Source organism: Acetobacter tropicalis, from assembly GCF_001580915.1.
In the GTDB taxonomy this organism is placed as follows: Bacteria; Pseudomonadota; Alphaproteobacteria; order Acetobacterales; family Acetobacteraceae; genus Acetobacter; species Acetobacter tropicalis.
The window spans coordinates 98279-118332 of sequence record NZ_LHZQ01000220.1 but is presented as its reverse complement, the minus strand read 5'-3'; the positions used below and the strand labels follow the sequence as shown (position 1 = coordinate 118332).

Below are 20054 nucleotides of genomic sequence, written 5' to 3'. Positions count from 1 at the left end.
CTTGTTTTTAAAGAAAATGCTTCAGGTATGAGGACAGCATCATGAGCGAAACACAAGCCGGGGGCGGCGAACAGGAACAGCATTTCGATCTGCTGACTTCCAATCCTGTTTACAAGCCGTTTCGTTACCCGTGGGCCTATGATGCATGGCTGACGCAGCAGCGCCTGCACTGGCTACCGGAAGAAGTGCCGCTGGCAGACGATGTGAAAGACTGGCACCGTGTGCTGAATGAAAGCGAGCGGCATCTGGTGACCCAGATTTTCCGCTTCTTCACGCAGTCCGATGTGGAAGTGAACAATTGCTACATGAAGCACTACAGCCGGGTCTTCAAACCCACTGAAGTGCTGATGATGCTCTCGGCGTTCTCAAACATCGAGACCATTCATATTGCGGCATACAGCTATCTGCTGGACACGCTGGGCATGCCCGAAGCGGAATATTCTGCATTCCTTAAGTATAAGGAAATGAAGGATAAATACGATTACATGCAGGCGTTCTCCGTGGACAGCAAGCATGAGATCGCCAAGACGCTGGCGGCATTCGGTGCCTTTACAGAAGGCCTTCAGCTTTTTGCGTCCTTCGCCATTCTGCTGAACTTCCCGCGCTTCAACAAGCTGAAGGGCATGGGGCAGATTGTGTCCTGGTCCGTGCGGGATGAAACGCTGCACTGTCTGTCCATCATCCGCCTGTTCCGCGTATTCGTGCATGAAAACCCGGAAATCTGGACGGACGAGCTTCAGCAGGAATTGCGCGATATCTGCGCTACCATTGTTGAGCACGAAGAAGCGTTTATTGATCTGGCGTTTGAAATGGGGCCGGTTGAAGGGTTGGATGCTGCACAGGTGAAAACCTACATCCACTTCATTGCAGATCGTCGTTTGATTCAGCTTGGGCTTGAGCCTCTTTACAACACGACAGCTAATCCGCTGCCGTGGCTGGATGACATGCTGAACGCGGTTGAACACACGAACTTCTTCGAAAACCGTGCAACCGAATATAGCCGTGCTTCCACCACTGGTACGTGGGAAGAAGCCTTCGAGGCGTCCGTTTTTGAATAAGGGTTAAAGACTTTCCCTAAAGGAAACGTTTGTAAGAAAGGCCATCCTTGCGGTGGCCTTTTTTTATGTAGGCAGGGTATGTGGTGCAGATTTTTCGTGAGGAAATTTCGGTAACCACATGTTCTTCAAGTTTAAATTTTGGAAGTTTGTTGCCGGTGTAGGATGAGTGGGCTGCCTTCTTTCAGAATGGTGCGGCTTTCTGGAGTAAACCCGCCTTCCTGCTGGTGCAGGACAAGGCCAGGCAGGATGCGCGAGGGGCTTTTTACGCCGTAGCGCGCCTGGATAAGCATCAGGCGCGCTTGTCGGCCGATTTTGGGCCACAGGGGGCACAGCGTTACATCTCCAAACCGGGCGTGGGTCAGGAAGGTGCACGCCGCAGCCATCTGAGTGGCGGGCAGGGCCAGCGTCAGGCTGCCTTTATAGCGGAGTAGTCGTGTGGCTCCTTTGATCCAGCTTTCCAGCGTGTCCGGCATGGCGCGGCGGGCAAGGTCTCGTCGCTCCATGGGGGAGGCGCTGCTGTCCGTGTCGTGCCACGGCGGATTCGCAAAGCAGTGGTCAAATTGGCCGAAGGGGAAGTCGGGAGGCAGGGCGTCAGGGAAACGGGCGTTCAGAAGGGTGACTCCGGTGCGTCCATTGGCCGTGAGATTATGCTCCGCCAGCGCGAGAGTGGCGGAATCCAGTTCGATGCCCCATACGCTCAGTTCTGGTATGCGATGAGTCAGGCACAACAGCCCCGCACCTGCACCACAGCCGATTTCTGCCACGCGCTGGCCGGGTCGGGCGGGAACGGCGGCCGCCATAAGCACAGGTTCAAGGCCGGTTCTGTTCCCTTTGAGGAATTGGGAGTAAAGAATTTTTCCGGCCATAAGGGTGCCGGAAGAAAGCGCGGAAAGATCGGGCATGACCGGCCTTGCCAGAAAGTGTCTGGCTGTCTTGAAGTGGTTGAACCTTGACCGTTTTTCTGGTGCCCCGCATATGGTTGGACGTCAACTCATCCCATGGCTGGGGGAATAGCGTTTGGGTGTTGCAGTTAGTCTGCCAGAATCTGGCACGGCCACAAGCCAGGATGGATCTAGTGTTTCTGTGAGTAAGCCAGGAGAAGCGGGCTTAAGAGCCTTGGCCGATTACCTCGCGCAAGATATGCGCGCGTGTAACCAGGTTATTATTGACCGTATGCAAAGTCCGGTTGCGTTGATTCCGCAGTTGGCGGCCCATCTGGTGGCTGCTGGCGGAAAACGCCTGCGTCCTTTGCTCACACTGGCTTCGGCCCGGATGTGCGGTTACGATAATCAGGACGGCAAGTTGCGGCATGTTGAAATTGCCGCGTGTGTGGAATTTATTCATACGGCCACATTGCTGCATGATGATGTGGTGGATGAAAGCCAGCTTCGGCGTGGGCTGGCCAGCGCCAACGCCATTTTTGGCAACAAGGCCTCCGTGCTGGTGGGGGACTTCCTGTTTGCCCGCGCCTTCCAGATTCTCACGGCTGATGCATCGCTGGATGTGATGGCCATTCTCTCCGCTGCATCTGCCACTCTAGCGGAAGGCGAAGTGATGCAGATGACCACGCAGAATGATCTTTCCACATCGGTCGATCAGTATTTGCAGGTTATCTATGGCAAGACGGCTGCTCTGTTTGCTGCTGCCTGCGAATCTGGTGCCGTGATTGGAGAGGCAACACCCGAAAAGCGTGAAGCGCTGCGGGTATATGGCGCCAATCTGGGCATGGCCTTCCAGCTGGTGGATGATGCGCTGGATTACGCAGCGGATCAGGCCGTGCTGGGCAAGGAAGTGGGTGATGATTTCCGTGAAGGGAAAGTCACGCTTCCGGTGCTGGCGGCGTATGAAGCCGGAAGTGAGGAAGACCGCGTTTTCTGGCGGCGCGTGATTGAAGACTGCGAACAGACCCCAGAGGATCTGGATGCAGCGCTAGCCCGGATTGCGGCAACAGATGCCATTGCGGCCACTTTGGCGAAGGCGGAGGATTATGCTGCCAAGGCTCGGGAAGTGCTGGCAATTTTTGATGAGAGCGAGATCAAGTCTCTCCTGATCGAAACCGCCAGTTATTCGGCCAGCCGCGCAAGTTAAGCTGTTCAAGCGTGCCGGGTAAGCTGGAGAGGCCAGAGACTGTGTGTCTGGCCTCTTTTTTGTGTACCTCTCAGGGGTTAGCTGGAGCCACTTTGTCTGCTGATCTGACGTCTTTCAGGTTAGGCAGGAAGGCTGTCAGAAGCCCGATAGCGGGCAGATACGCACAGACGTGATAGACAAATTCAATGCTGGTGTGATCGGCCAGTTGGCCGAGAACGGCGGCTCCTAGCCCTCCCATACCGAAAGAGAAGCCGAAGAACAGGCCCGCAACCGTGCCAACCCGGCCCGGCATGAGTTCCTGCGCATACACTACGATGGCCGAGAAGGCTGAAGACAAAATCAGGCCGATGATAATGCTCAGCCCGATAGTGGCGTTAAGTCCCGCATAGGGGAGCATGAGGGTAAAGGGCAGCACACCCAGAATAGAGACCCAGATCACCAGTTTGCGGCCAATCCTGTCTCCCACTGGGCCGCCAATGATGGTGCCTGCCGCGGCCGCGGCCAGAAAGACAAACAGATAGGTCTGTGCTGTGCGGACGGGTAAACCAAAATGGTGCATCAGGTAGAAGGTGTAATAGCTCGTGATACTTGCCAGATAGAAATATTTGGAAAAGACCAGCGCGATGAGGATAAAGAGCGCCTTGCCGACCTGAGCCCTGCTGAGATGGGCATGGATGGCGGTGAGGGAGGGTTTGCCAGCCTGTGCTCGGCTGTTGTGTTCATACCAGCGCCCCAGAATGCCCAGCAGGGCCATGCCACCCAAAGCGACCAGTGCGAACCAGGCAAGACTTTCCCGCCCCCGAGGCACGACAAAATAGGCGGCAAGAAGCGGCCCCATGGCGGTGCCGAAGTTACCGCCCACCTGAAACAGGGATTGTGCCAGCCCGTGTGCGCCGCCTGATGCCTGACGTGCGATCCGAGACGATTCGGGGTGAAAGATGGACGAGCCAATGCCAAGCAGCGCTGCCCCACAGACCAGAAGCACGTAGGACGGTGCAAAGGCGAGCGTAATCAACCCGATCAGGGTAAAGCCCATCCCACAGGGAAGAGAATAAGGGCGCGGTTTGCGATCACTCACTAACCCGACAAGCGGCTGAAGTAGGGAGGCGGTAATCTGGTAGGTAAGGGTCAGGAAGCCGATCTGCCCGAAATTCAGCGCAAAATGTCCTTTCAGAACCGGATAGAGCGCTGGAAGAAGCGATTGCATTGTGTCGTTGAGAAAATGGCAGAAACTGATAGCCCCCAACACCGGAAACACGGTGGACGCGGTGCGGACGGGGCGGCCGACGACAGACTGGCTCACGAGACGATCCTTGTTATTTTTCTTAAAGCTGTTGGAGGTCTTCCTGATAGGGAGCCTGAAACAGCCTTTTGTGCGTCTTTCGGAAAAGAAGTGGGCCGTTGTTGGTACCGCTGGCCCATTTGACAGAAGCCTAGCTCCGCGGATCGGGCTTTGTCACGCGCTCTTGTTATAACGAGGCGGTGAAGCCTTACCCCGAAAGGATGAGGTGGTTTCAAAAATTTGGAGGTTAAGGCGGCCAGATCACTTTATGGCTGAAAAGGCTGGTTTGCCGTTAGGATGGTGGCTGTGTTGGGCAAAGAGGCACCACATTCAGGCAAAAAAGAACCACAGATTGGCCCGAGTGATTTTGGAAAAAGCCATTCAGATGCCGCCCTGCTGCCGTACGATGCGGCCAGTCAGGTTAGCCCTGAAAAAGATGCTAACCGGGTTTGGAAGAGGAGGCGCAGGGCGTGAACGAGGAAACTGCCGATAATTTTTTGCCGCGCTGTCGTTCTGGGTGTGCTTTTACGTCTGCCACCCTTGAGACGTATTTTGTCCCGAGCCTCTGCGCTGCTTGGTTTGGGCTAGGCCGTTATTTTTTGTGATGCGGGCAGGCTTGGCCAGAGCGTTATCTCATCAAACCCGAAATCGGGCAGTTTTCGCCGCAGTGCCTCTGCCTCAGGAGGCATCGAGGTAAACCAGGCACGAGGCTGGACCGAAGGAGAGGTCACTTCCTGCTGGTTCTGAAGAAGGGTGAGCGTGTGGCGCGCCACGGCATTTGCTGGGTCCAGCCATGTGATACGAGGCGGAGAAAGAGCCCGGAGTTGCTCCAGCACGAATGTATAATGCGTGCATCCCAGGCCTACGGCATCCAGTTTGTCCGTGGTATCGCGATCAAACAGGCCCGCAATTTCCCGCTGAATAGCGCTTGGCGGCACGTCTTCGCCACGGAAAAGATGCTCCGCGCAGGCGGCCAGACCCGGTGCCGCATGGGCGATCAGGGTGCAATCCGGTGCATACAGGGCCTGCAGGCGGTTCAGATAAGGCCGCCGGATGGTGGCGCGGGTGGCCAGCAGGCCAATAACGTGGGAGCGGGTGAGACGGGCGGCCCAGCGGATGGGGGGCACGCACCCGATAAAGGGTATCTCTGGCCATGCTGCGCGCAACGCATCCAGCGCAAGTGTGCTGGCTGTGTTGCAGGCAATCACAACAGCCTGTGGGCGTAGCCTGCTGATGGCCTCGGAAACGAGGGTGAGAACACGCTCAACCAGAAACGCGTCATCCTGCTCACCATAAGGAAAGACGGCTGTATCAGCCAGATACTCTATGGCCAGTGCAGGATTAAGCGTGCGTAAGGCCCGCACAATGCCAAGCCCACCTATTCCGGAATCAAACGCCAGAAGATGGTGTGTGCCTGAATGTGCGGGACCAGTCATTTTTCTGCGAAGATCAGCCTTGTTTGGCTTTGTATTCTGCGGCTTCTTCCAGGCTGCCAACACCGCCGTGGCGGGCAGACCATGCGCACGGATCTTCAAGGAAGCGCCTGACTTCTGCCGCAGCAGACTCCGAGAAATAAGGACGGGTTGAGCAGGCTTCCAGAACGTCCCACCAGGTGCAGAGCGAATGCAGGGCAACATTCATTTCAGACAGCGTGCGCTGCGCACCGGGGAACACACCGTAGTAAAAGACCACGAACGCGTGGTTCACAAGCGCGCCAGCATCCCGCAGGGCGTTGGCGAAGCGTACTTTGGATGCGCCATCCGTGGTGAGGTCTTCCACCAGCAGGGTGCGCATGCCTTCGGGCACATCACCTTCAATCTGGGCATTACGGCCAAAGCCTTTGGGCTTCTTGCGCACATAAGCCATGGGCAGCAGCATGCGATCCGCCATCCATGCTGCAAAGGGAATACCGGCTGTTTCTCCGCCAACCACGGCATCCAGGCTTTCATACCCGACGTGCCGGCCGATTTTTTCCACACCCAGTTCCACAATTTTCTGGCGGGCGCGCGGGAAGAAAATAATGCGGCGGCAATCAATATAGACCGGGGATTTCCAGCCGGAGGTCAGGGTATAGGGTTCTTCCGGGCGGAAATTGACAGCTTTGATTTCCAGCAACAGACGTGCCGTGCTCAGAGCCGCATCGCGGTCCCAATCGCTGGTCTCGCCAGAATGGGGGGCGGCCAGGTTTGCGGGTGACGTCATGAAGCGTTTCCTTGAATTGGCGGTTGGAATTTGCTTTGCAATAGCCTCAGGCAGCCTGAAAATCTATGCTTCATCTCAGTCTTCGGCGGCGGAATGAAAAAATGATGTTGTCTGTGACGCAGTTGGCCCCGGTATGGGTGGTGGAGAAGGCCGCAGCAGGAGAAGCTGGGCCCGCCTATATTCTGGCGTCCCGGCTTGGGTGTTTGTTCAGGCGCATCAGTGTGGATGATCTGGCACTCGATTCGGACCTTAAGGGAAGGCGCGCACCGGGGCTTATTCTGACATCGGGCGTGCGGAGCGGCTACGCGGCCCTGCGGGCGGCCCGAAAAGCAGAATGCCCGGTGGTCTGGTGTGTGCGGGGAGAGGCCCGTACAGCCCCCATGCTCCGTTCTCTGCCGTTTGATCTGGTGGTGGCGTCTTCTGCCGCAGCGGTTGCCCCCCGATTCTGCCCGACATTGGGGCCCTTGAGTATTGTATCGCCTCATCTTGTGGCGCGTGCTGGTAAAGCCTGGCAGGAGCGGCTGGAGCATCTGCCTCATCCGCGGGTTGCCGTTGCCGTGGGCGAAGGCGCGTTTCGCACCGAGGAAGAAGCCCTGCTGAGTGGCAAGAAACTGGCCATGATGGTGAACCGCTACGGGGGTTCCGTTCTGCTGAGTGTGCGGGGGGAAAACCGCAGGAGCCTGACGGATGCCTTTATTACAGGCCTTTCGTCCGCATTCATGCTCGTCTGGCGCAAGGGCGAGCCGGACGAGGACCCGACCTTGGGGTTTATGGCCTGCTCTGACTGCGTTGTGGTGGCCGGAGGCGAGAGCCCGATGTTGGTGGAAGCCTGCGTTGTGGATGTGCCGGTTTTTTTGATGGAGCGGGAGCAGGACCTGCGTGGAGCCCGCGGCAGGATAGCCCTGAGGCTGATTGAAGACAGGCATCTGCGGATTCTGAAAGATGATTTTGTGCCGTGGCCCCGCTCTGTGCTGGATGAAGCAGGCCGTGTGGCGGACATTATGAAGGCGCGTTGGGCCTTGTAAAAATGTCACTGAAAAAACTTGTGATCAGGAGAAAGGACATTCCTGCTTGCGTAGGGGAGGGAAGAGGCGTTTAATCTGAACTTGTTGAGATTGATTATTAACTTAAGGATGGTGCTGTGGCTGTTGAACTAAGTCGGATCGCACGTAAATGTGAGCGTGCTGTTATCACGGCGTATCAGGAGCTGCGTGAGGTGGGCACTGAAGACGTAACCGCGTTTCATGCTTGCACCACGCTTTATCGCATTCATCATCCTGAAGCGTCTCTGAATGAAGCACGCCGCTTGGTCTCTGAATGGATTGACCATCACGTTGTGCGTAAATCTGAAGGACCGACCAAAGGCTGTGACTGCTAACGGCTGAGGTCTATCGAGGTTTCAAATTCTTCTGTGGAAGAGTGTGAGCCAGATCGGGTATTCCGGTCTGGCTTTTTGTTTGTTCAGAGGCATCATGACACAGCATGATACATCCTCCCTGACGGGGTTATGGCAGGGACAGTTCACGTATCCGCGCGGGTACGCACCAGAATTTTTCACGGCATCTCTACTTGATCAAGCAGGCGTGCTGTCTGGTGCCATTACGGAAAAGGCGACTGAAACAACACCTGACCATTCCATTCTGTATGCTGTGCTGAGCGGTCATCATACAGGGCGGCAGGTTGTGTTTGTGAAAACCTATGAAGGCACAGTCCGTGCGCATGATGTGCATTACAGCGGCACGGTCAATGACGATGCGACGGAAATAAGTGGAACATGGTCCATATCGGGAAACTGGTCTGGCCAGTTTCTGATGATTCGGGAAGGACAGGCCACGCAGGACGAGGCGCTTCTGGTAGAAGCCGAGATCTGAAAGCTGGATCTGTTCATCAGACAGAAATGCTGAGGAAAGTCTGTTCGCTTAATAAAGAAACAGTTGCTTCCAGACGGTGCATTAGAAACGAGAGGGCGCGCTAGAAACGCTGCGCTGACTCGTTTTGAGAACGTCTGGAGAGGAAAGCCGGGGAAGGCAGAAAAACCTTCCCCGAAGCTGGTGATTACCGCTTGTCGAACGGAACAAAATCCCGCTTTGCAGAACCAGTGTAAAGCTGGCGGGGGCGGCTGATGCGCTGGCCAGGTTCTTCGATCATTTCTTTCCACTGGCTGACCCAGCCGGTGGTGCGGGCCACAGCGAACAGCACGGTGAACATGCTGGTGGGAATGCCCATGGCTTTCAGAATGATGCCTGAATAGAAATCCACATTCGGATACAGCTTCCGCTGCACGAAGTACTCATCATTGATAGCGATTTTTTCAAGCTCGATCGCCAGATCCAGCAGCGGATCATCCTTGATGCCCAGTTCGGTCAGCACTTCATGGCATGTCTGCTGCATGATCTTGGCGCGCGGATCAAAGTTCTTGTACACGCGGTGGCCAAAGCCCATCAGCTTTACGCCGCTGGATTTGTCTTTCACCTTGGCAATGAAGTCAGGAATATTTTCCTTCTTGCCAATGGCAGCCAGCATTTTCAGAACGGCTTCGTTCGCGCCACCATGAGCCGGTCCCCAAAGGGCGGCAATGCCAGCGGCAATACATGCGAACGGATTGGCGCCCGTGGACCCTGCCAGACGAACGGTGGAGGTGGAGGCGTTCTGCTCATGATCCGCATGCAGGATCAGGATACGGTTCATGGCGCGAGCCAGAACAGGGTTGATCTTGTATGGCTCTGAAACGCGCGCGAACATCATGGAGAGGAAGTTTTCGGCGTAGTTCAGATCATTCCGCGGGTAGATGAAGGCTTCACCCTGCGTATATTTGTAAGCCCATGCGGCGATGGTCGGGATCTTGGCAATCAACCGCATGGCGGCCAGATCACGGTTGGCCTGAACGGCGATGTCATTGGCGTCCGGGTAGAACGCGGACAGCGCCCCAACGGTGCCGCACAGAATGGCCATGGGGTGAGCATCACGCCGGAAGCCATTGAAGAAATTGCGGATCTGCTCATGGAGCAGCGTATGGTTTGTCAGGGTATGCGTGAATTTCTTGTATTCAGCATCACTCGGCAGTTCGCCATTCAGCAGAAGGTAAATGACTTCTTCGTAAGATGCCTGTTCTGCCAGTTGGGCGATCGGATAACCCCGATGCAGAAGGACACCATTATCCCCATCAATAAAGGTGATCTTGCTGTTGCAGGATGCTGTTTCACCGTATCCGGGATCAAAGGTGAAAACGCCCAGCTGAGCCGGAAGCTTGCGAATATCGACAACATCCGGCCCCAGGGTGCCGGAAAGAACAGGGAATTCGGCAGTTTTTCCACCCAGCGAAAGGCTGGCGGTGTTCTGCTTACCTTCGTTCTGCGACGCGCTCATGATGTTTCCTTCTGCATTTAGGGACCGCAGCCCTGTTGCGGCCTGCTGTTTGAGTGTTGTCTCCGATCCCGTGAGAAACAGGAAGAAGTGTGCCGATAAACCGCGCGTTATCTTGGGAGCTCTCCGCCGGAAAACCGCTGTTTTTCCGCGCTAGGGTCGCGCGAATGTGTCCAAAGTCAGGCTTTGTCCGTCACATTGCGCCCAGTCTGGTGTGTCGGTTCCTGTGTCTGACCCCCACATACTGAAGACTGCGAGAGACGCAGTTGCGAATCCCTGATCAAGTGCAATGGCCTGCTGATCCAGCAGGCGGGCAAGCGCGGAGATGCCCGGATTATGGCCGATCAGAAGAACGGTGCGTGCCTGAACAGGTGCGGTACGAATCTGGGCAAGCAGTGCTTCTGGTGGCGCTTCATAAATTTCGGGGCAGAAGCGGGTAGGGAAAGCTGATGGCTGCTGAAAGGGAAGTAACCCTTCCAGCGTCTGGCGGGTGCGAACGGAGGGGCTGCACAGCACAAGGTCTGGCGAGAGCGTATGCTGCCGCAGCCAGACACCGCATCTTTGGGCGGCGGCGCGGCCTGCTGCCGTCAGGGGGCGGGCGAGATCAGCCGTTTCACTGAAGTCACCTGCAGGGGGCGGGGCAGCCTCCGCATGCCTTAGCAGCAGCAGGCGGCGTGTCATGTGTTTGCCGAGTCTGAAGACTGTCTGGCAATCGCTTCATGATGCCGGATGACTTCGTGAATAATGAAGTTCAGGAATTTTTCAGCAAAATCCGGGTCCAGATGAGCTTCTTCCGCAAGGGTACGCAGCCGTGCGATCTGCCGGCTTTCACGCGCGGGGTCAGCAGGCGGCATGCCATAGCGGGCCTTGAGGGCTCCAACAGCTTTTGTGCAACGAAAGCGCTCTGCCAGAATGGCAACAAGGGCTGCGTCAATATTGTCAATGCTGCGGCGGAGGTCCTGAAGAGCATCTGCGGGAGAAGTCTGGTCTGTCACGGTGGTATGGTATCTCTTGGTTGAAGGTCAAAGAGGCCGGGTTTCAGCGCTTTTTTATACGGCTCCGGTTCAGTTTTCCATCGAAACCGGTGGCAGGTCCAGCCATGCAAGATGGCCGCCTTTGCCGGCACCGGTATCTGTAAAGATGGCTTGCCCCCCTGCGCGGCCGGGAATGGTAAGAGGGCATCCGTTGGTGGAGCGTTGATCATGCCCACAGTAAACAGTGTAACCGCCGGGGATATGGTTGACCCAGTTCAGGCACCGTTCGGGGTAACCATCTTTCTGCATGCGGTTGGTGGTTTCACCGAACAATGCGCGTGAGAGCAGGAATGTCACCCGTTCCAACGGTGGTGGTGGCGGTTCCATAAGCATGCGGACATCAAAGGCGCCATGTACAAAAATCTTGCGGTCCAGCACCAGCCATGCCGGGGCTGATTCCAGACACGAGAGTGCGGCGCGGGCGATATCGGCATTTTCGGGCTGGGCAAGCTGTGAAAGCGTTGCCTCAAGCGGCGGGTCCGGCCGCACTTTACGGCCCAGCAGCGCCCGCCCCAGCTTGCGGTCATGATTCCCGATGAGAAACAGGCCACGCTTCTGTTGCATGACCTCCATCATCAGTCGCAGAACACCTGCGCTGTCTGGCCCGTAATCGACAAGATCTCCCAACTGGATGATGAAACGTTCTGTGGCGACGGCGTGTCGGAAAGCGTCAAGATCACCGTGCACATCTCCCACAACGCGGAGTCCTTTCCGCATTGCTTTTTTCACGTTTTCGTCAAGGAAGAAGCCTTTGTCCATCCGCGTTTGTCCACCATTCCTTCCTTCCATGTAGGCTTCACTGGTCTGGACAGGGAAGGGGATGGCGATATTTTTTTGCATTCCGCTTTTTGTGCACAACCATGTGACACGCCAGAGAGAAGTTTTTCTGCCTAGGTTACGCCATTACCCGGCGCCGGGACGGTGTCGGTGGGAAAAAGGCTGGATATAGAGGGCGGTAGCTGCATGCCCCCATGCAGTATATGTGTCCCCTTTCTTCGTTCGGCCTTTTTTCAGAACAGTAAAAACAGGAACAGGAAAGCCTCTCATGACAGAGCGCATTCGTAATGCCTCCCTGCGCAGCAAGGTCCGCCCGGCAGAAGCCGCAGCAGAACTGATTCGTCCGGGCGATGTGGTTGGTACCAGCGGTTTTACCGGGGCTGGTTACCCCAAGGCGGTGCCGGAAGCACTGGCCCAGTTGATGGAAACAGCGCACGGCAAGGGAGAAGAGTATCGTATCAGCCTGATTACCGGCGCTTCCACCGGCCCGCAGCTTGATGGCGCGCTGGCCAAGGTGAATGGCGTTTATTTCCGCTCACCCTTCAATACGGATGCTGGCATGCGCAACCGTATCAACGCGGGTGAGACAGATTATTTTGATAACCATCTGGGGCAGGTTGCTGGCCGGGCCATACAGGGCAACTACGGCAAGTTTGATGTTGCCGTGGTGGAAGCCACTGCCATTACGGAAGACGGCGGCATTGTGCCAACATCTTCTGTTGGTAACTCCCAGACATTTCTCGATATTGCCGAGAAGGTCATCATCGAAGTCAATGAATGGCAGCATCCGGGTCTGGAAGGCATTCATGACATCTGGGATGGCAATATCAGCGGGATTCCGCCGCGTGACATCATCCCCCTGACCAAAGCTGATGGGCGCATTGGTGGCCACTCCCTGAAAGTGGACCCCAATAAGATCGTGGCGATTGTGCGCTCCAACGATCGGGACCGGAATGCGCCGTTTGCCGCGCCGGATGATACGGCAAAGGCCATTGCCAAGCATCTGCTTGATTTCTTTGAGCATGAAGTCAAACAAGGCCGCCTGCCACCGTCCCTGCTGCCGCTTCAGTCCGGAGTGGGCAACGTGGCCAACGCGGTGCTGGACGGACTGAATGAAGGGCCGTTTGAAAATCTGGTTGGGTACAGCGAGGTCATTCAGGATGGCATGCTGTCCATGCTGGATTCCGGCAAGATGCGTATTGCCTCGGCCACGTCTTTCTCACTGAGCCCGGATGCTGCCGAAGAAATCAACAACCGGATGGATTTCTTCCGCAACAAGATCATTCTGCGCCAGCAGGACGTGAGCAACAGCCCCGGCGTGATCCGTCGTCTTGGCTGTATTGCCATGAACGGCATGATTGAGGCGGATATTTACGGCAACGTGAACTCCACCCGCGTGATGGGGTCCAAGATGATGAACGGGATCGGCGGCTCAGGCGACTTTGCCCGTAGTTCCTATCTGTCCATCTTCCTGTCTCCGTCCACAGCCAAGGGTGGCAAGATTTCCGCCATTGTGCCGATGGCCGCGCATGTTGACCACATTATGCAGGACACCCAGATTTTTGTGACCGAACAGGGGCTGGCTGATCTGCGTGGACTGTCTCCGGTCAAGCGCGCGCAGGAGATTATCTCCAAATGTGCGCATCCTGATTATAAGCCGATGCTTCAGGATTATCTGGGTCGTGCGCTGAAAGACTCGTTTGGTAAGCACACGCCGCATCTGCTTGATGAAGCGCTGGCATGGCATCAGCGTTTTGTTGAAACGGGCAGCATGCTCAAAGCCTGATCTGGCTTTGAGCAGACAGAAAAAGGCCGGGCGCAGAGGGGAAATCTCTGTCGCCCGGCCTTTTGTTGTTTCACCATGAAAGCAGGTATCAGCGTTGGGTACAAGGCCGCGCCTTGATCAGGGCGTTCCGAGCGCGTCGAAAAGCTGGAGGTAACGACTCAGGCGGCCCGAAACGGTAGCGTAGGACAATAAAGACAACAGTGCTCAGGCAAAAAAGACTGCCCGATTGAGCGGGGTACTTTTGAAACTGTTGTTTTAGAGTCAGAAGCCGCGTGGAAAAGCATGACAGCGCTCTGGCGAGAGTTTTTTCTCAATTACCGCCATTTTTGGGTATGTGGCCTATGAATTAGACCGGCACACCCATGCTCATGTTCCAAACTTTTCCCATCAGTAGCTGGTGTCGGCTTTCCAAACAGATGCAGCACACAGCGAACGGGGGGAGAGGCCTGTTAGTTGTGCAGTGTCAGGTCTTGTGTGAGTTGCGCTGGCTGCTTTGTCACCACGATATCAACTGGGCGTTCCGAGAGAAACTGGGAAGCCGAGAAAGAGGGGGTGGCAGGATTTTCCGTGATGATCGCTTCGGCATCACGATGCACCAAGGTGAAGAGGCCCGGTGATGCCGTGGGAGAGAGATAGGCTGCGTAAGGATGGTGTCTAGCCAGCTTATGCGCTGCGTAGGCATCCCGTGTGGAATTGATGGGAATAGCCACCATCATGGCCGAATCTGCCTGTAGAGCAGCTTCAATACCGTCATGATTGGGAGCCACCAGCACCACGCGGTCACGCATTCTGGCTTTGCGGACCAGTTTTGCCACATCTACCGGGTTGGTATCGTTCAGATCGAGCATCAACAGAGTATGTGCCCGGCGGGAAGAGGCCAGAACATCGCTCAACTGATTGGAGCCTGGCACCACAATGACGCGGCCATCATCCTGCGTGGCAAGCGCCAAGCGAATCATGGCTGGGGAGGTTGCGCCGCTGAGCAGCCCAGTAGAGGCCGGAGTCATGCTCAGCCCGGTGCCCGGCGTGCAGATAACAAGTCCATGATGAATGCGGGCCATCAGCCCATAGGCTTTTGAATGATGGAGCGCCAACCCGAACCCGGCCAGCGCACAGACGCCAATAGCCAGTGCGGCCTTGCCCAGGCATCGTTTGAGTGGGTTCCCCTCAAGTTTAGGGGCGTCCACCGTCATTTCACGATGAGACATGTGTGGTTTCCCTGTCTTGCTGGCCAGCCATAGCTGCCGCACGCGCAAGATCAACAGACAGTACGCGGCTCACCCCACGTTCCTGCATGGTCACGCCAAACAGATGGTCCATATGGGCCATTGTCAATTGATGATGTGTCACAACCAGAAAGCGAGTCCCTGCTTCTGTTACCATGTCACCAAGCAGAGCACTGAAGCGCCCGACATTGGCATCGTCAAGAGGTGCATCAACTTCGTCGAGGACGCAAACGGGGGCTGGGTTACAGCGAAAGACGGCAAAAATCAATGAAAGAGCGGTTAAAGCTTGTTCACCCCCGGAAAGCAGGGAGAGTGTTGCCAGCTTCTTACCTGGGGGCTGCGCGTAGATTTCCAAGCCTGCTTCAAGCGGATCATCACTGCCAACCAGCCCCAGATGCGCACGGCCACCGCCAAACATGCGTGAAAAGAGCGACTGAAAATGGTGATCGACCTGCGTGAAAACGGCCATTAACCGCTCTCTACCTTCCTTGTTGAGCGCGCCGATAGACCCGCGCAGGCGGGCAATGGCCGCTTCAAGGTCTGCAATTTCAGCAGCCAAGGTATTCGCTTGAGTGGATGCTTCTTCCGCTTCAATTTCCGCGCGCAGGTTGACTGGCCCCATATCGTCCCGCTCCCGAGTCAGTCGGGCGATCTTGCGCCGCAAGGAGGTTTCAGCGGCTTCTGTCAGCTCCCCCATCGGAGGGCGGGGTGGGGCAGGCGTTTCCGTTAGCAACTGGTCCAGAATGGCTTGGGCCTGTTCGCTCTTGGCCTCGGCTTTCAGGAGGTTTTCGCGTGCGGTGGTCAGTTCGCCTTCGGTCTTGCGGCGTTGCTCGTTGGCCGCGGCTAGGGCGGCTTCTGCATCCGCGCGGGCTTTATCAGCCGCGGCATACTGTTCTTCAGATTCGGTCAGCGCCCGCAACGTCTCTTTTTTCTGGCGTTCGGCTTCTGCCGGCAGTTCAGAAACGGTCTGGTGTTCTGATTGGGCTGTTTCTAGGCGCAGGCGGGCGTGATCCAGATCCGTACGGGCTGTGGCGGCGCGGGTGGTCCATTCTTCAATGCCAGCGGCCAGAGTGGTCTGACGGGTGGCGAGTGTGGCTTTTTCAGCCAGCAGCGCAGCGCGTAAGTCGCGTATCTGTTCAAGCTGGGTGGCCAGCGTGGTTTTTTGATCCTGAAGCTGGATGACTTCGGCATCCGCATTTTCCGGCACGGAGGCAGAGGCCTCTTCCAGCGCGGCCGTCGCACGGGCCAACAGATCTTCCCGCTCAGCTTTTTCTGCTGTGAGTTCCTGAAGGCGCGGCGTCAGGGCTTCCAGACGGGAGCGAAGTTCCAGTGCCTGCTGTTGCAGTTGCTGGTGCGCAATACTGGCTTCCTGTGCCGCTTTTTCGGCAGCGGCGGCATCCTGCTCTGCTTTACGGAAAGCGGCTTCCGCTTCTGTCTGATGGGTCTGCGCTGCGCGCAGGGCGTCTTCAAACTGTTTGTTGGCTGCCCCCGCGCTTACACGGGCTTCCAGTTCAGCCAGTGTGTTTTCTTCCGTCGCTACGTTCTGCCGCAGACGTTCCCGTTCAGGCAGCAGGGTTTCCATGCGGGCATTGGCCGCAGCCTGCTGATTTTCGGCTCGGGTAAGGGCATCGTTGGCGGTACGCAGGGCCTGTTCGGCGGCTTTGAGGGCCGAGCGGGCTTTTTGCTCGGCATTCTGTGCCGTGGTGTCCTGCTGCCGTGCGTCTTCTAGTGCGGCGCGGAGCGATTCGGCGGAGGGCAGAGCTTCGCTTGCGGCTTGGGCGGCAGCGAGGGCGGTTTCTGCATCCGTGCGGGCACCAGCCGCACGTTCCTGCTGGGGGCGCAAGCCATCCAGCCGTGCACGGGAAGCAGCATGGCGGCGTTCAATATCAGCTTCCTGCGCGCGGGCCTGTTGCAGTGCCTGCTCCAGCCGCGCCCGCTGGGTGCGGTATTCTGCGACCTGTCGTTCCACCGTCTGCACGGCTTCCACTGCCGCTTTGGCAGCCTGTTCGACGGTAGGCGCATCCTGTTCCAGCAGAGTGATACGCTGTTCGGTCTCTTTTAGAATACGGCGCTGGCCGAGGCGTCGCGTTGCGGCATCCGGCTCGCCTGCGCGCGTATAGAACCCGTCCCACCGCCATAGATCACCCTTGAGTGAGACAAGACTTTGCCCGGGCAGAAGCAAAGCCTGATATGCTGCGCCATCAATTCCATCAGGCAACAGGCCGATAAAACCGAGAAGCCTGTCCAGCACCGCCGGAGCCTTGATATGTGTTTTAAGCGGCGTGGCATTGCCGGGCAGTGTGGGGGCGGTACCCTCCGCGCCTGTCAGCAGATGCCAGCCGCGCGGCTGGTTATCAGCGGCGGGTGCGTCCAGGCCTTCTGCCAGCGCAGCGGCCAGAGCAGCCTCGTACCCTTCTGGCACATCAATCTGGGCTGAGACGGGCTCAGCACTCGTTGTCTCATCCTGACCAAGAGCCTGTGCCAAACCATCCGCCTGCGCCTTTAACCGCGTGAGTTCCGTGCGCAGCGTATCATGATTGCGGAAGGCTTCGGTCTGCGCTGCTTTCAGGTCCGTAAGGTGCGTATCGGCCTGCGTGAGGGCCGTGCCGACTTTCTGAAGGTCCTCTTCCAGCGCACCGCGTTTTTGCTGAGCTTCGAGCAAAACGGTATCCGGTAACGCCTCCTTCATGGCTTGTTCAAGGCCACGGGTGAGGGCTTCTTCTTCCTGTCTGGCGCGTTGCAGGGCGGTTTCTGCCGTGCGCCGGGCTTCCGTGACACTTTTACGTTGTGCCTCATCTGCCTGAAAGCGACGGCTGGCGTCCGTCAGGGCCGCGCTGGTTGTGCGGCGTGTCGATTCACTTTCTTCAAGAGTACGGGCAGCAGCCTGATGGGTCTGGCTGGCGTGGGCTGCCTGATCGCGCAAGGTCTGAAGTGCGGAGTCAGCCAGCAAAGCGGTTTGTGTATCCGCATGCCGCTTTTCAAGGTTTGCCAGATCATTGCGCAATGTCTGAAGGCGGCTTCGTGCACGGTCCAGCGCCTTGCTGGTTTCGGCCTGTGTCTGCCGTGCGTTTTCCGCATCATTGCGGGCGATCGAGAGCGCCACGCTGGCCTGAGACCGTGTGCGTTCAGCCTCTTCCAGTGCCGTCCGCGCATCCGCCTGTGCCTTGATCGCTGCTTCCAGCGCGGAGGCGGCTGTTGCCCGTACCTCTTCGGACGGCATGCGGGTTTGCAGGCTGTCCAGTTCGGTCTGAAGTGCTGCTACGGCCTCGCAGGTGCGGGCATGTAGCGCCTTGGCTGTTTCAAGTTCTTCCGTAGCCCGGTCTCGCCGGGTGCGGGCAGCGGTCAGGGTTTCCGTCAGTCGGGTAAGGGTCTGTTCAGCCTGAGCCAGATCTGCGGTGAGCTGTGCCTGCCGTGCCTCGGCTTCCGCCATACGCGTGGGCAGGGAGGTTATGGTAGCCTGTGCTTCTGCCTGTTCTGTTTGCAGGCGTTCCAGCGTGGCGGCGGCATCGTCCGCACGGGTCTGCGCGGCGGCAAAATCGGCTTCGTGCTGGTTCAGGCGTTCTGTGGCAGCCTGTGCCTGTGCCGTGGCGCGCTGTTCTTCTCGCGCCATGCCTTCAGCCGTGACGCGGCACCGCTCCAGAAGCGTGCGGGCCGTGTCGGCTTTTTCCCGAATGGCCGGAAGCGCCTGATTGGCTTCAAATTCAACAATAACCGCTGTTTCGGCAGCTTCTTCATGCTCGGTCAGCGCTGTGCGGGCGCGGGCGGCCAGATCAATGGCGCGTTCTACCGCCAGACGGGCGCGGGCGTGCAGCACGGCCAGCAATTCTGTCTCAGCTTCACGCAGGGCGGATGCAAGTTCCCGGTAGCGGCTTGCTTCTTTCGATTGTTCGGCCAGACCATCCAGCCGGGTAGAAAGCTGCTGGCGAAGGTCTTCTGCGCGCGTCAGATTATTTTCAGTTGCCCGCAGCTTGAGTTCGGCTTCGTGCCGACGGGCATGCAGGCCGGTGATTCCTGCGGCTTCTTCCAGAATGGTGCGGCGCTCTTCCGGGCGGGCACCCACCAGCATGGCCACACGGCCCTGACTGACCATGGCGGAAGATCGTGCGCCGGAGGCGAGATCGGCAAACAGGGTTTGCACATCACGCGCACGCACGGGTTTGCCGTTGATACGGTAATCACTGCCGGAGCCACGCTCGGCCCGGCGGCTGATCTGGAGTTCATCAAGGTCAGTAAAGGCGGCAGGCCCAAGGCCTTTTGTACCTTCAAGCGTTACGGTGACTTCCGCCAGAGACCGGGCAGCCCGGCCCGTTGTGCCAGCAAAAATCAGGTCATCCAGTTCTCCACCACGCAGGGAGCGCGCGGAGGATTCCCCCATGACCCATCGTAGAGCTTCCACAACGTTGGATTTTCCGCAGCCGTTTGGCCCCACAATACCGGTGAGACCGGGCAGGATTTCCACCGTTACGGGATCAGCAAAGCTCTTGAAACCGGCAATCCGCAGACGAACAAAACGGACGGTCATTTAAGAACGGGCCTGCACGAACACGTGTGCCGTGCGGATGCTCAGCTTGCGTCCGTCACGTTCTTGGCAAAGGTTTCATAGTCCATATCGTTTGAAACCTGAATTTTGTTGTTGAAGCGGAAGGTGGGGGTGGAATCAAAATGATATTTGTCCTGCGCTTCCGTCTGCTGAGCCAGGATGAACTGCATCAGCTGCTGGTCTGCCACCGTTTTATCAAACGTTTCGCCCGGCATGCCAGCAAAGGCCGCCATTTTCTTCAGGGCCTCAAGCGGGCTGCCATCCTGCACATATGCCCAGCGGTCAAGGCTGGAAAGGAGGGAAATGGCGAAGGCTTCGTACCGTTCCGGCGGCAGGGTGCGGGCCACCATGGCGGCAACCGTAGCCAGTTGATCCGTGGGGAAATCATGGAACACGTAGCGGATCTTGCCCGTGTCGATCAGGTTCTTCTTCACCAGCGGGAAGGTGTTTTCTGCGAAATGGGCGCAGTGAATGCAGGTGAGGGAGAACCATTCCTCCACCACGATCTTGGCTTTGGGGTCACCCAGTTCACGGGGGGTTATCCGGGTGTCCGTGGTTGTGCCCTGAGCGCGCGCCAGACCGCCAGTTGCACCTGCAACGAGTGCGGTACCTGCTGTGACAAGAAGTGAGCGGCGAGAAAAGGCCATGGAAATCCGGGCTCCGTGAACTAGTTGGGACTGATCCAGAAAAATAGGCAT

17 protein-coding genes are annotated in these 20054 nt (G+C 57.4%); 6 read left to right on the top strand and 11 right to left on the bottom strand.

Annotation, left to right across the window (positions count from 1 at the left end; translation table 11 throughout):
* Positions 1–41 precede the first annotated feature (41 nt).
* Complete coding sequence (locus AD944_RS14050; RefSeq protein ID WP_006558959.1) at positions 42–1058, top strand: ribonucleotide-diphosphate reductase subunit beta; 1017 nt, start codon at positions 42–44, stop codon at positions 1056–1058.
* Positions 1059–1189: 131 nt separating this feature from the next.
* On the opposite strand, the gene AD944_RS14045 is transcribed toward AD944_RS14050, so the two are convergent.
* Positions 1190–1960 carry a tRNA1(Val) (adenine(37)-N6)-methyltransferase gene (locus AD944_RS14045; protein ID WP_045541873.1) on the bottom strand — a complete coding sequence of 257 codons (771 nt, stop codon included), beginning with the start codon at positions 1958–1960 and terminating at the stop codon, positions 1190–1192.
* Between the two features lie 115 nt (positions 1961–2075).
* Here AD944_RS14045 and AD944_RS14040 point away from each other — a divergent pair, with 115 nt between their 5' ends.
* Complete coding sequence (locus AD944_RS14040; RefSeq protein ID WP_045541874.1) at positions 2076–3146, top strand: polyprenyl synthetase family protein; 1071 nt, start codon at positions 2076–2078, stop codon at positions 3144–3146.
* A gap of 70 nt (positions 3147–3216) precedes the next feature.
* On the opposite strand, the gene AD944_RS14035 is transcribed toward AD944_RS14040, so the two are convergent.
* The 3 genes from AD944_RS14035 to AD944_RS14025 all read right to left on the bottom strand — a co-directional run bounded on the left by AD944_RS14035 (position 3217) and on the right by AD944_RS14025 (position 6630).
* The gene (locus AD944_RS14035; protein ID WP_045541875.1) at positions 3217–4449 is read right to left on the bottom strand and encodes an MFS transporter; all 1233 of its coding nucleotides are present in this window, start codon (positions 4447–4449) and stop codon (positions 3217–3219) included.
* 563 nt (positions 4450–5012) lie between these two features.
* Positions 5013–5864 carry a glutamate racemase gene (locus AD944_RS14030; protein ID WP_045541876.1) on the bottom strand — a complete coding sequence of 284 codons (852 nt, stop codon included), beginning with the start codon at positions 5862–5864 and terminating at the stop codon, positions 5013–5015.
* 13 nt (positions 5865–5877) lie between these two features.
* Positions 5878–6630, bottom strand: a complete 753-nt coding sequence (locus AD944_RS14025; RefSeq protein WP_006558967.1) for an orotate phosphoribosyltransferase — start codon at positions 6628–6630, stop codon at positions 5878–5880.
* 101 nt (positions 6631–6731) lie between these two features.
* On the opposite strand from AD944_RS14025, the gene AD944_RS14020 reads away from it, so the two are divergent.
* The 3 genes from AD944_RS14020 (at position 6732) to AD944_RS14010 (ending at position 8501) form a co-directional block, all read left to right on the top strand.
* Positions 6732–7655, top strand: a complete 924-nt coding sequence (locus AD944_RS14020; RefSeq protein ID WP_157765210.1) for an ELM1/GtrOC1 family putative glycosyltransferase — start codon at positions 6732–6734, stop codon at positions 7653–7655.
* Between the two features lie 116 nt (positions 7656–7771).
* Positions 7772–8008, top strand: coding sequence for a hypothetical protein (locus AD944_RS14015; protein ID WP_035381706.1), 237 nt, complete (start codon positions 7772–7774; stop codon positions 8006–8008).
* Between the two features lie 94 nt (positions 8009–8102).
* A complete protein-coding gene (locus AD944_RS14010) occupies positions 8103–8501 on the top strand; it encodes a hypothetical protein (protein WP_045541877.1) in 399 nt (132 codons plus the stop codon).
* A gap of 184 nt (positions 8502–8685) precedes the next feature.
* Here AD944_RS14010 and gltA read toward each other — a convergent pair whose 3' ends face one another.
* From gltA to AD944_RS13990, 4 genes are all read right to left on the bottom strand, one after another.
* Positions 8686–9996: a citrate synthase gene (gene gltA, locus AD944_RS14005; RefSeq protein ID WP_006558971.1), complete on the bottom strand. Its 1311-nt coding sequence runs from the start codon at positions 9994–9996 to the stop codon at positions 8686–8688.
* A gap of 150 nt (positions 9997–10146) precedes the next feature.
* On the bottom strand, positions 10147–10674 hold the full coding sequence (locus AD944_RS14000; RefSeq protein ID WP_045541878.1) for a SixA phosphatase family protein: 528 nt from the start codon (positions 10672–10674) through the stop codon (positions 10147–10149).
* Entirely contained in the window at positions 10671–10988 is a 318-nt protein-coding gene (locus tag AD944_RS13995) for a chorismate mutase (protein ID WP_006558973.1), read from the bottom strand. Before AD944_RS13995 ends, AD944_RS14000 begins: the two co-directional genes overlap by 4 nt.
* 69 nt (positions 10989–11057) lie before the next feature.
* Positions 11058–11786: a metallophosphoesterase gene (locus tag AD944_RS13990; protein ID WP_045541977.1), complete on the bottom strand. Its 729-nt coding sequence runs from the start codon at positions 11784–11786 to the stop codon at positions 11058–11060.
* Between the two features lie 286 nt (positions 11787–12072).
* On the opposite strand from AD944_RS13990, the gene AD944_RS13985 reads away from it, so the two are divergent.
* Positions 12073–13590, top strand: a complete 1518-nt coding sequence (locus AD944_RS13985) for an acetyl-CoA hydrolase/transferase family protein (RefSeq protein WP_045541879.1) — start codon at positions 12073–12075, stop codon at positions 13588–13590.
* A gap of 449 nt (positions 13591–14039) precedes the next feature.
* Here the strand turns inward: AD944_RS13985 and AD944_RS13980 are convergent, their stop codons facing one another.
* From AD944_RS13980 to AD944_RS13970, 3 genes are read right to left on the bottom strand one after another with little or no spacing between them, the layout of a single operon-like run.
* A complete protein-coding gene (locus AD944_RS13980; protein WP_045541880.1) occupies positions 14040–14798 on the bottom strand; it encodes a hypothetical protein in 759 nt (252 codons plus the stop codon).
* Positions 14785–19338 (bottom strand): AAA family ATPase, encoded by a 4554-nt coding sequence (locus AD944_RS13975; protein ID WP_045541881.1) that lies wholly within the window; start codon positions 19336–19338, stop codon positions 14785–14787. Before AD944_RS13975 ends, AD944_RS13980 begins: the two co-directional genes overlap by 14 nt.
* Before the next feature lie 41 nt (positions 19339–19379).
* Positions 19380–20003 (bottom strand): thioredoxin domain-containing protein, encoded by a 624-nt coding sequence (locus AD944_RS13970; RefSeq protein ID WP_039904184.1) that lies wholly within the window; start codon positions 20001–20003, stop codon positions 19380–19382.
* Positions 20004–20054: the final 51 nt, after the last annotated feature.

Coding starts and splice junctions, on each gene's coding strand:
- AD944_RS13980 (WP_045541880.1), bottom strand. CDS start 14,798: ATGTCTCATCGTGAAATGACGGTGGACGCCCCTAAACTTGAGGGGAAC.
- AD944_RS13990 (WP_045541977.1), bottom strand. CDS start 11,786: ATGGACAAAGGCTTCTTCCTTGACGAAAACGTGAAAAAAGCAATGCGG.
- AD944_RS14000 (WP_045541878.1), bottom strand. CDS start 10,674: ATGACACGCCGCCTGCTGCTGCTAAGGCATGCGGAGGCTGCCCCGCCC.
- AD944_RS14010 (WP_045541877.1), top strand. CDS start 8,103: ATGACACAGCATGATACATCCTCCCTGACGGGGTTATGGCAGGGACAG.
- AD944_RS14045 (WP_045541873.1), bottom strand. CDS start 1,960: ATGCCCGATCTTTCCGCGCTTTCTTCCGGCACCCTTATGGCCGGAAAA.
- AD944_RS13970 (WP_039904184.1), bottom strand. CDS start 20,003: ATGGCCTTTTCTCGCCGCTCACTTCTTGTCACAGCAGGTACCGCACTC.
- gltA (WP_006558971.1), bottom strand. CDS start 9,996: ATGAGCGCGTCGCAGAACGAAGGTAAGCAGAACACCGCCAGCCTTTCG.
- AD944_RS14020 (WP_157765210.1), top strand. CDS start 6,732: ATGATGTTGTCTGTGACGCAGTTGGCCCCGGTATGGGTGGTGGAGAAG.
- AD944_RS13985 (WP_045541879.1), top strand. CDS start 12,073: ATGACAGAGCGCATTCGTAATGCCTCCCTGCGCAGCAAGGTCCGCCCG.
- AD944_RS13975 (WP_045541881.1), bottom strand. CDS start 19,338: ATGACCGTCCGTTTTGTTCGTCTGCGGATTGCCGGTTTCAAGAGCTTT.
- AD944_RS14050 (WP_006558959.1), top strand. CDS start 42: ATGAGCGAAACACAAGCCGGGGGCGGCGAACAGGAACAGCATTTCGAT.
- AD944_RS14025 (WP_006558967.1), bottom strand. CDS start 6,630: ATGACGTCACCCGCAAACCTGGCCGCCCCCCATTCTGGCGAGACCAGC.
- AD944_RS14030 (WP_045541876.1), bottom strand. CDS start 5,864: ATGACTGGTCCCGCACATTCAGGCACACACCATCTTCTGGCGTTTGAT.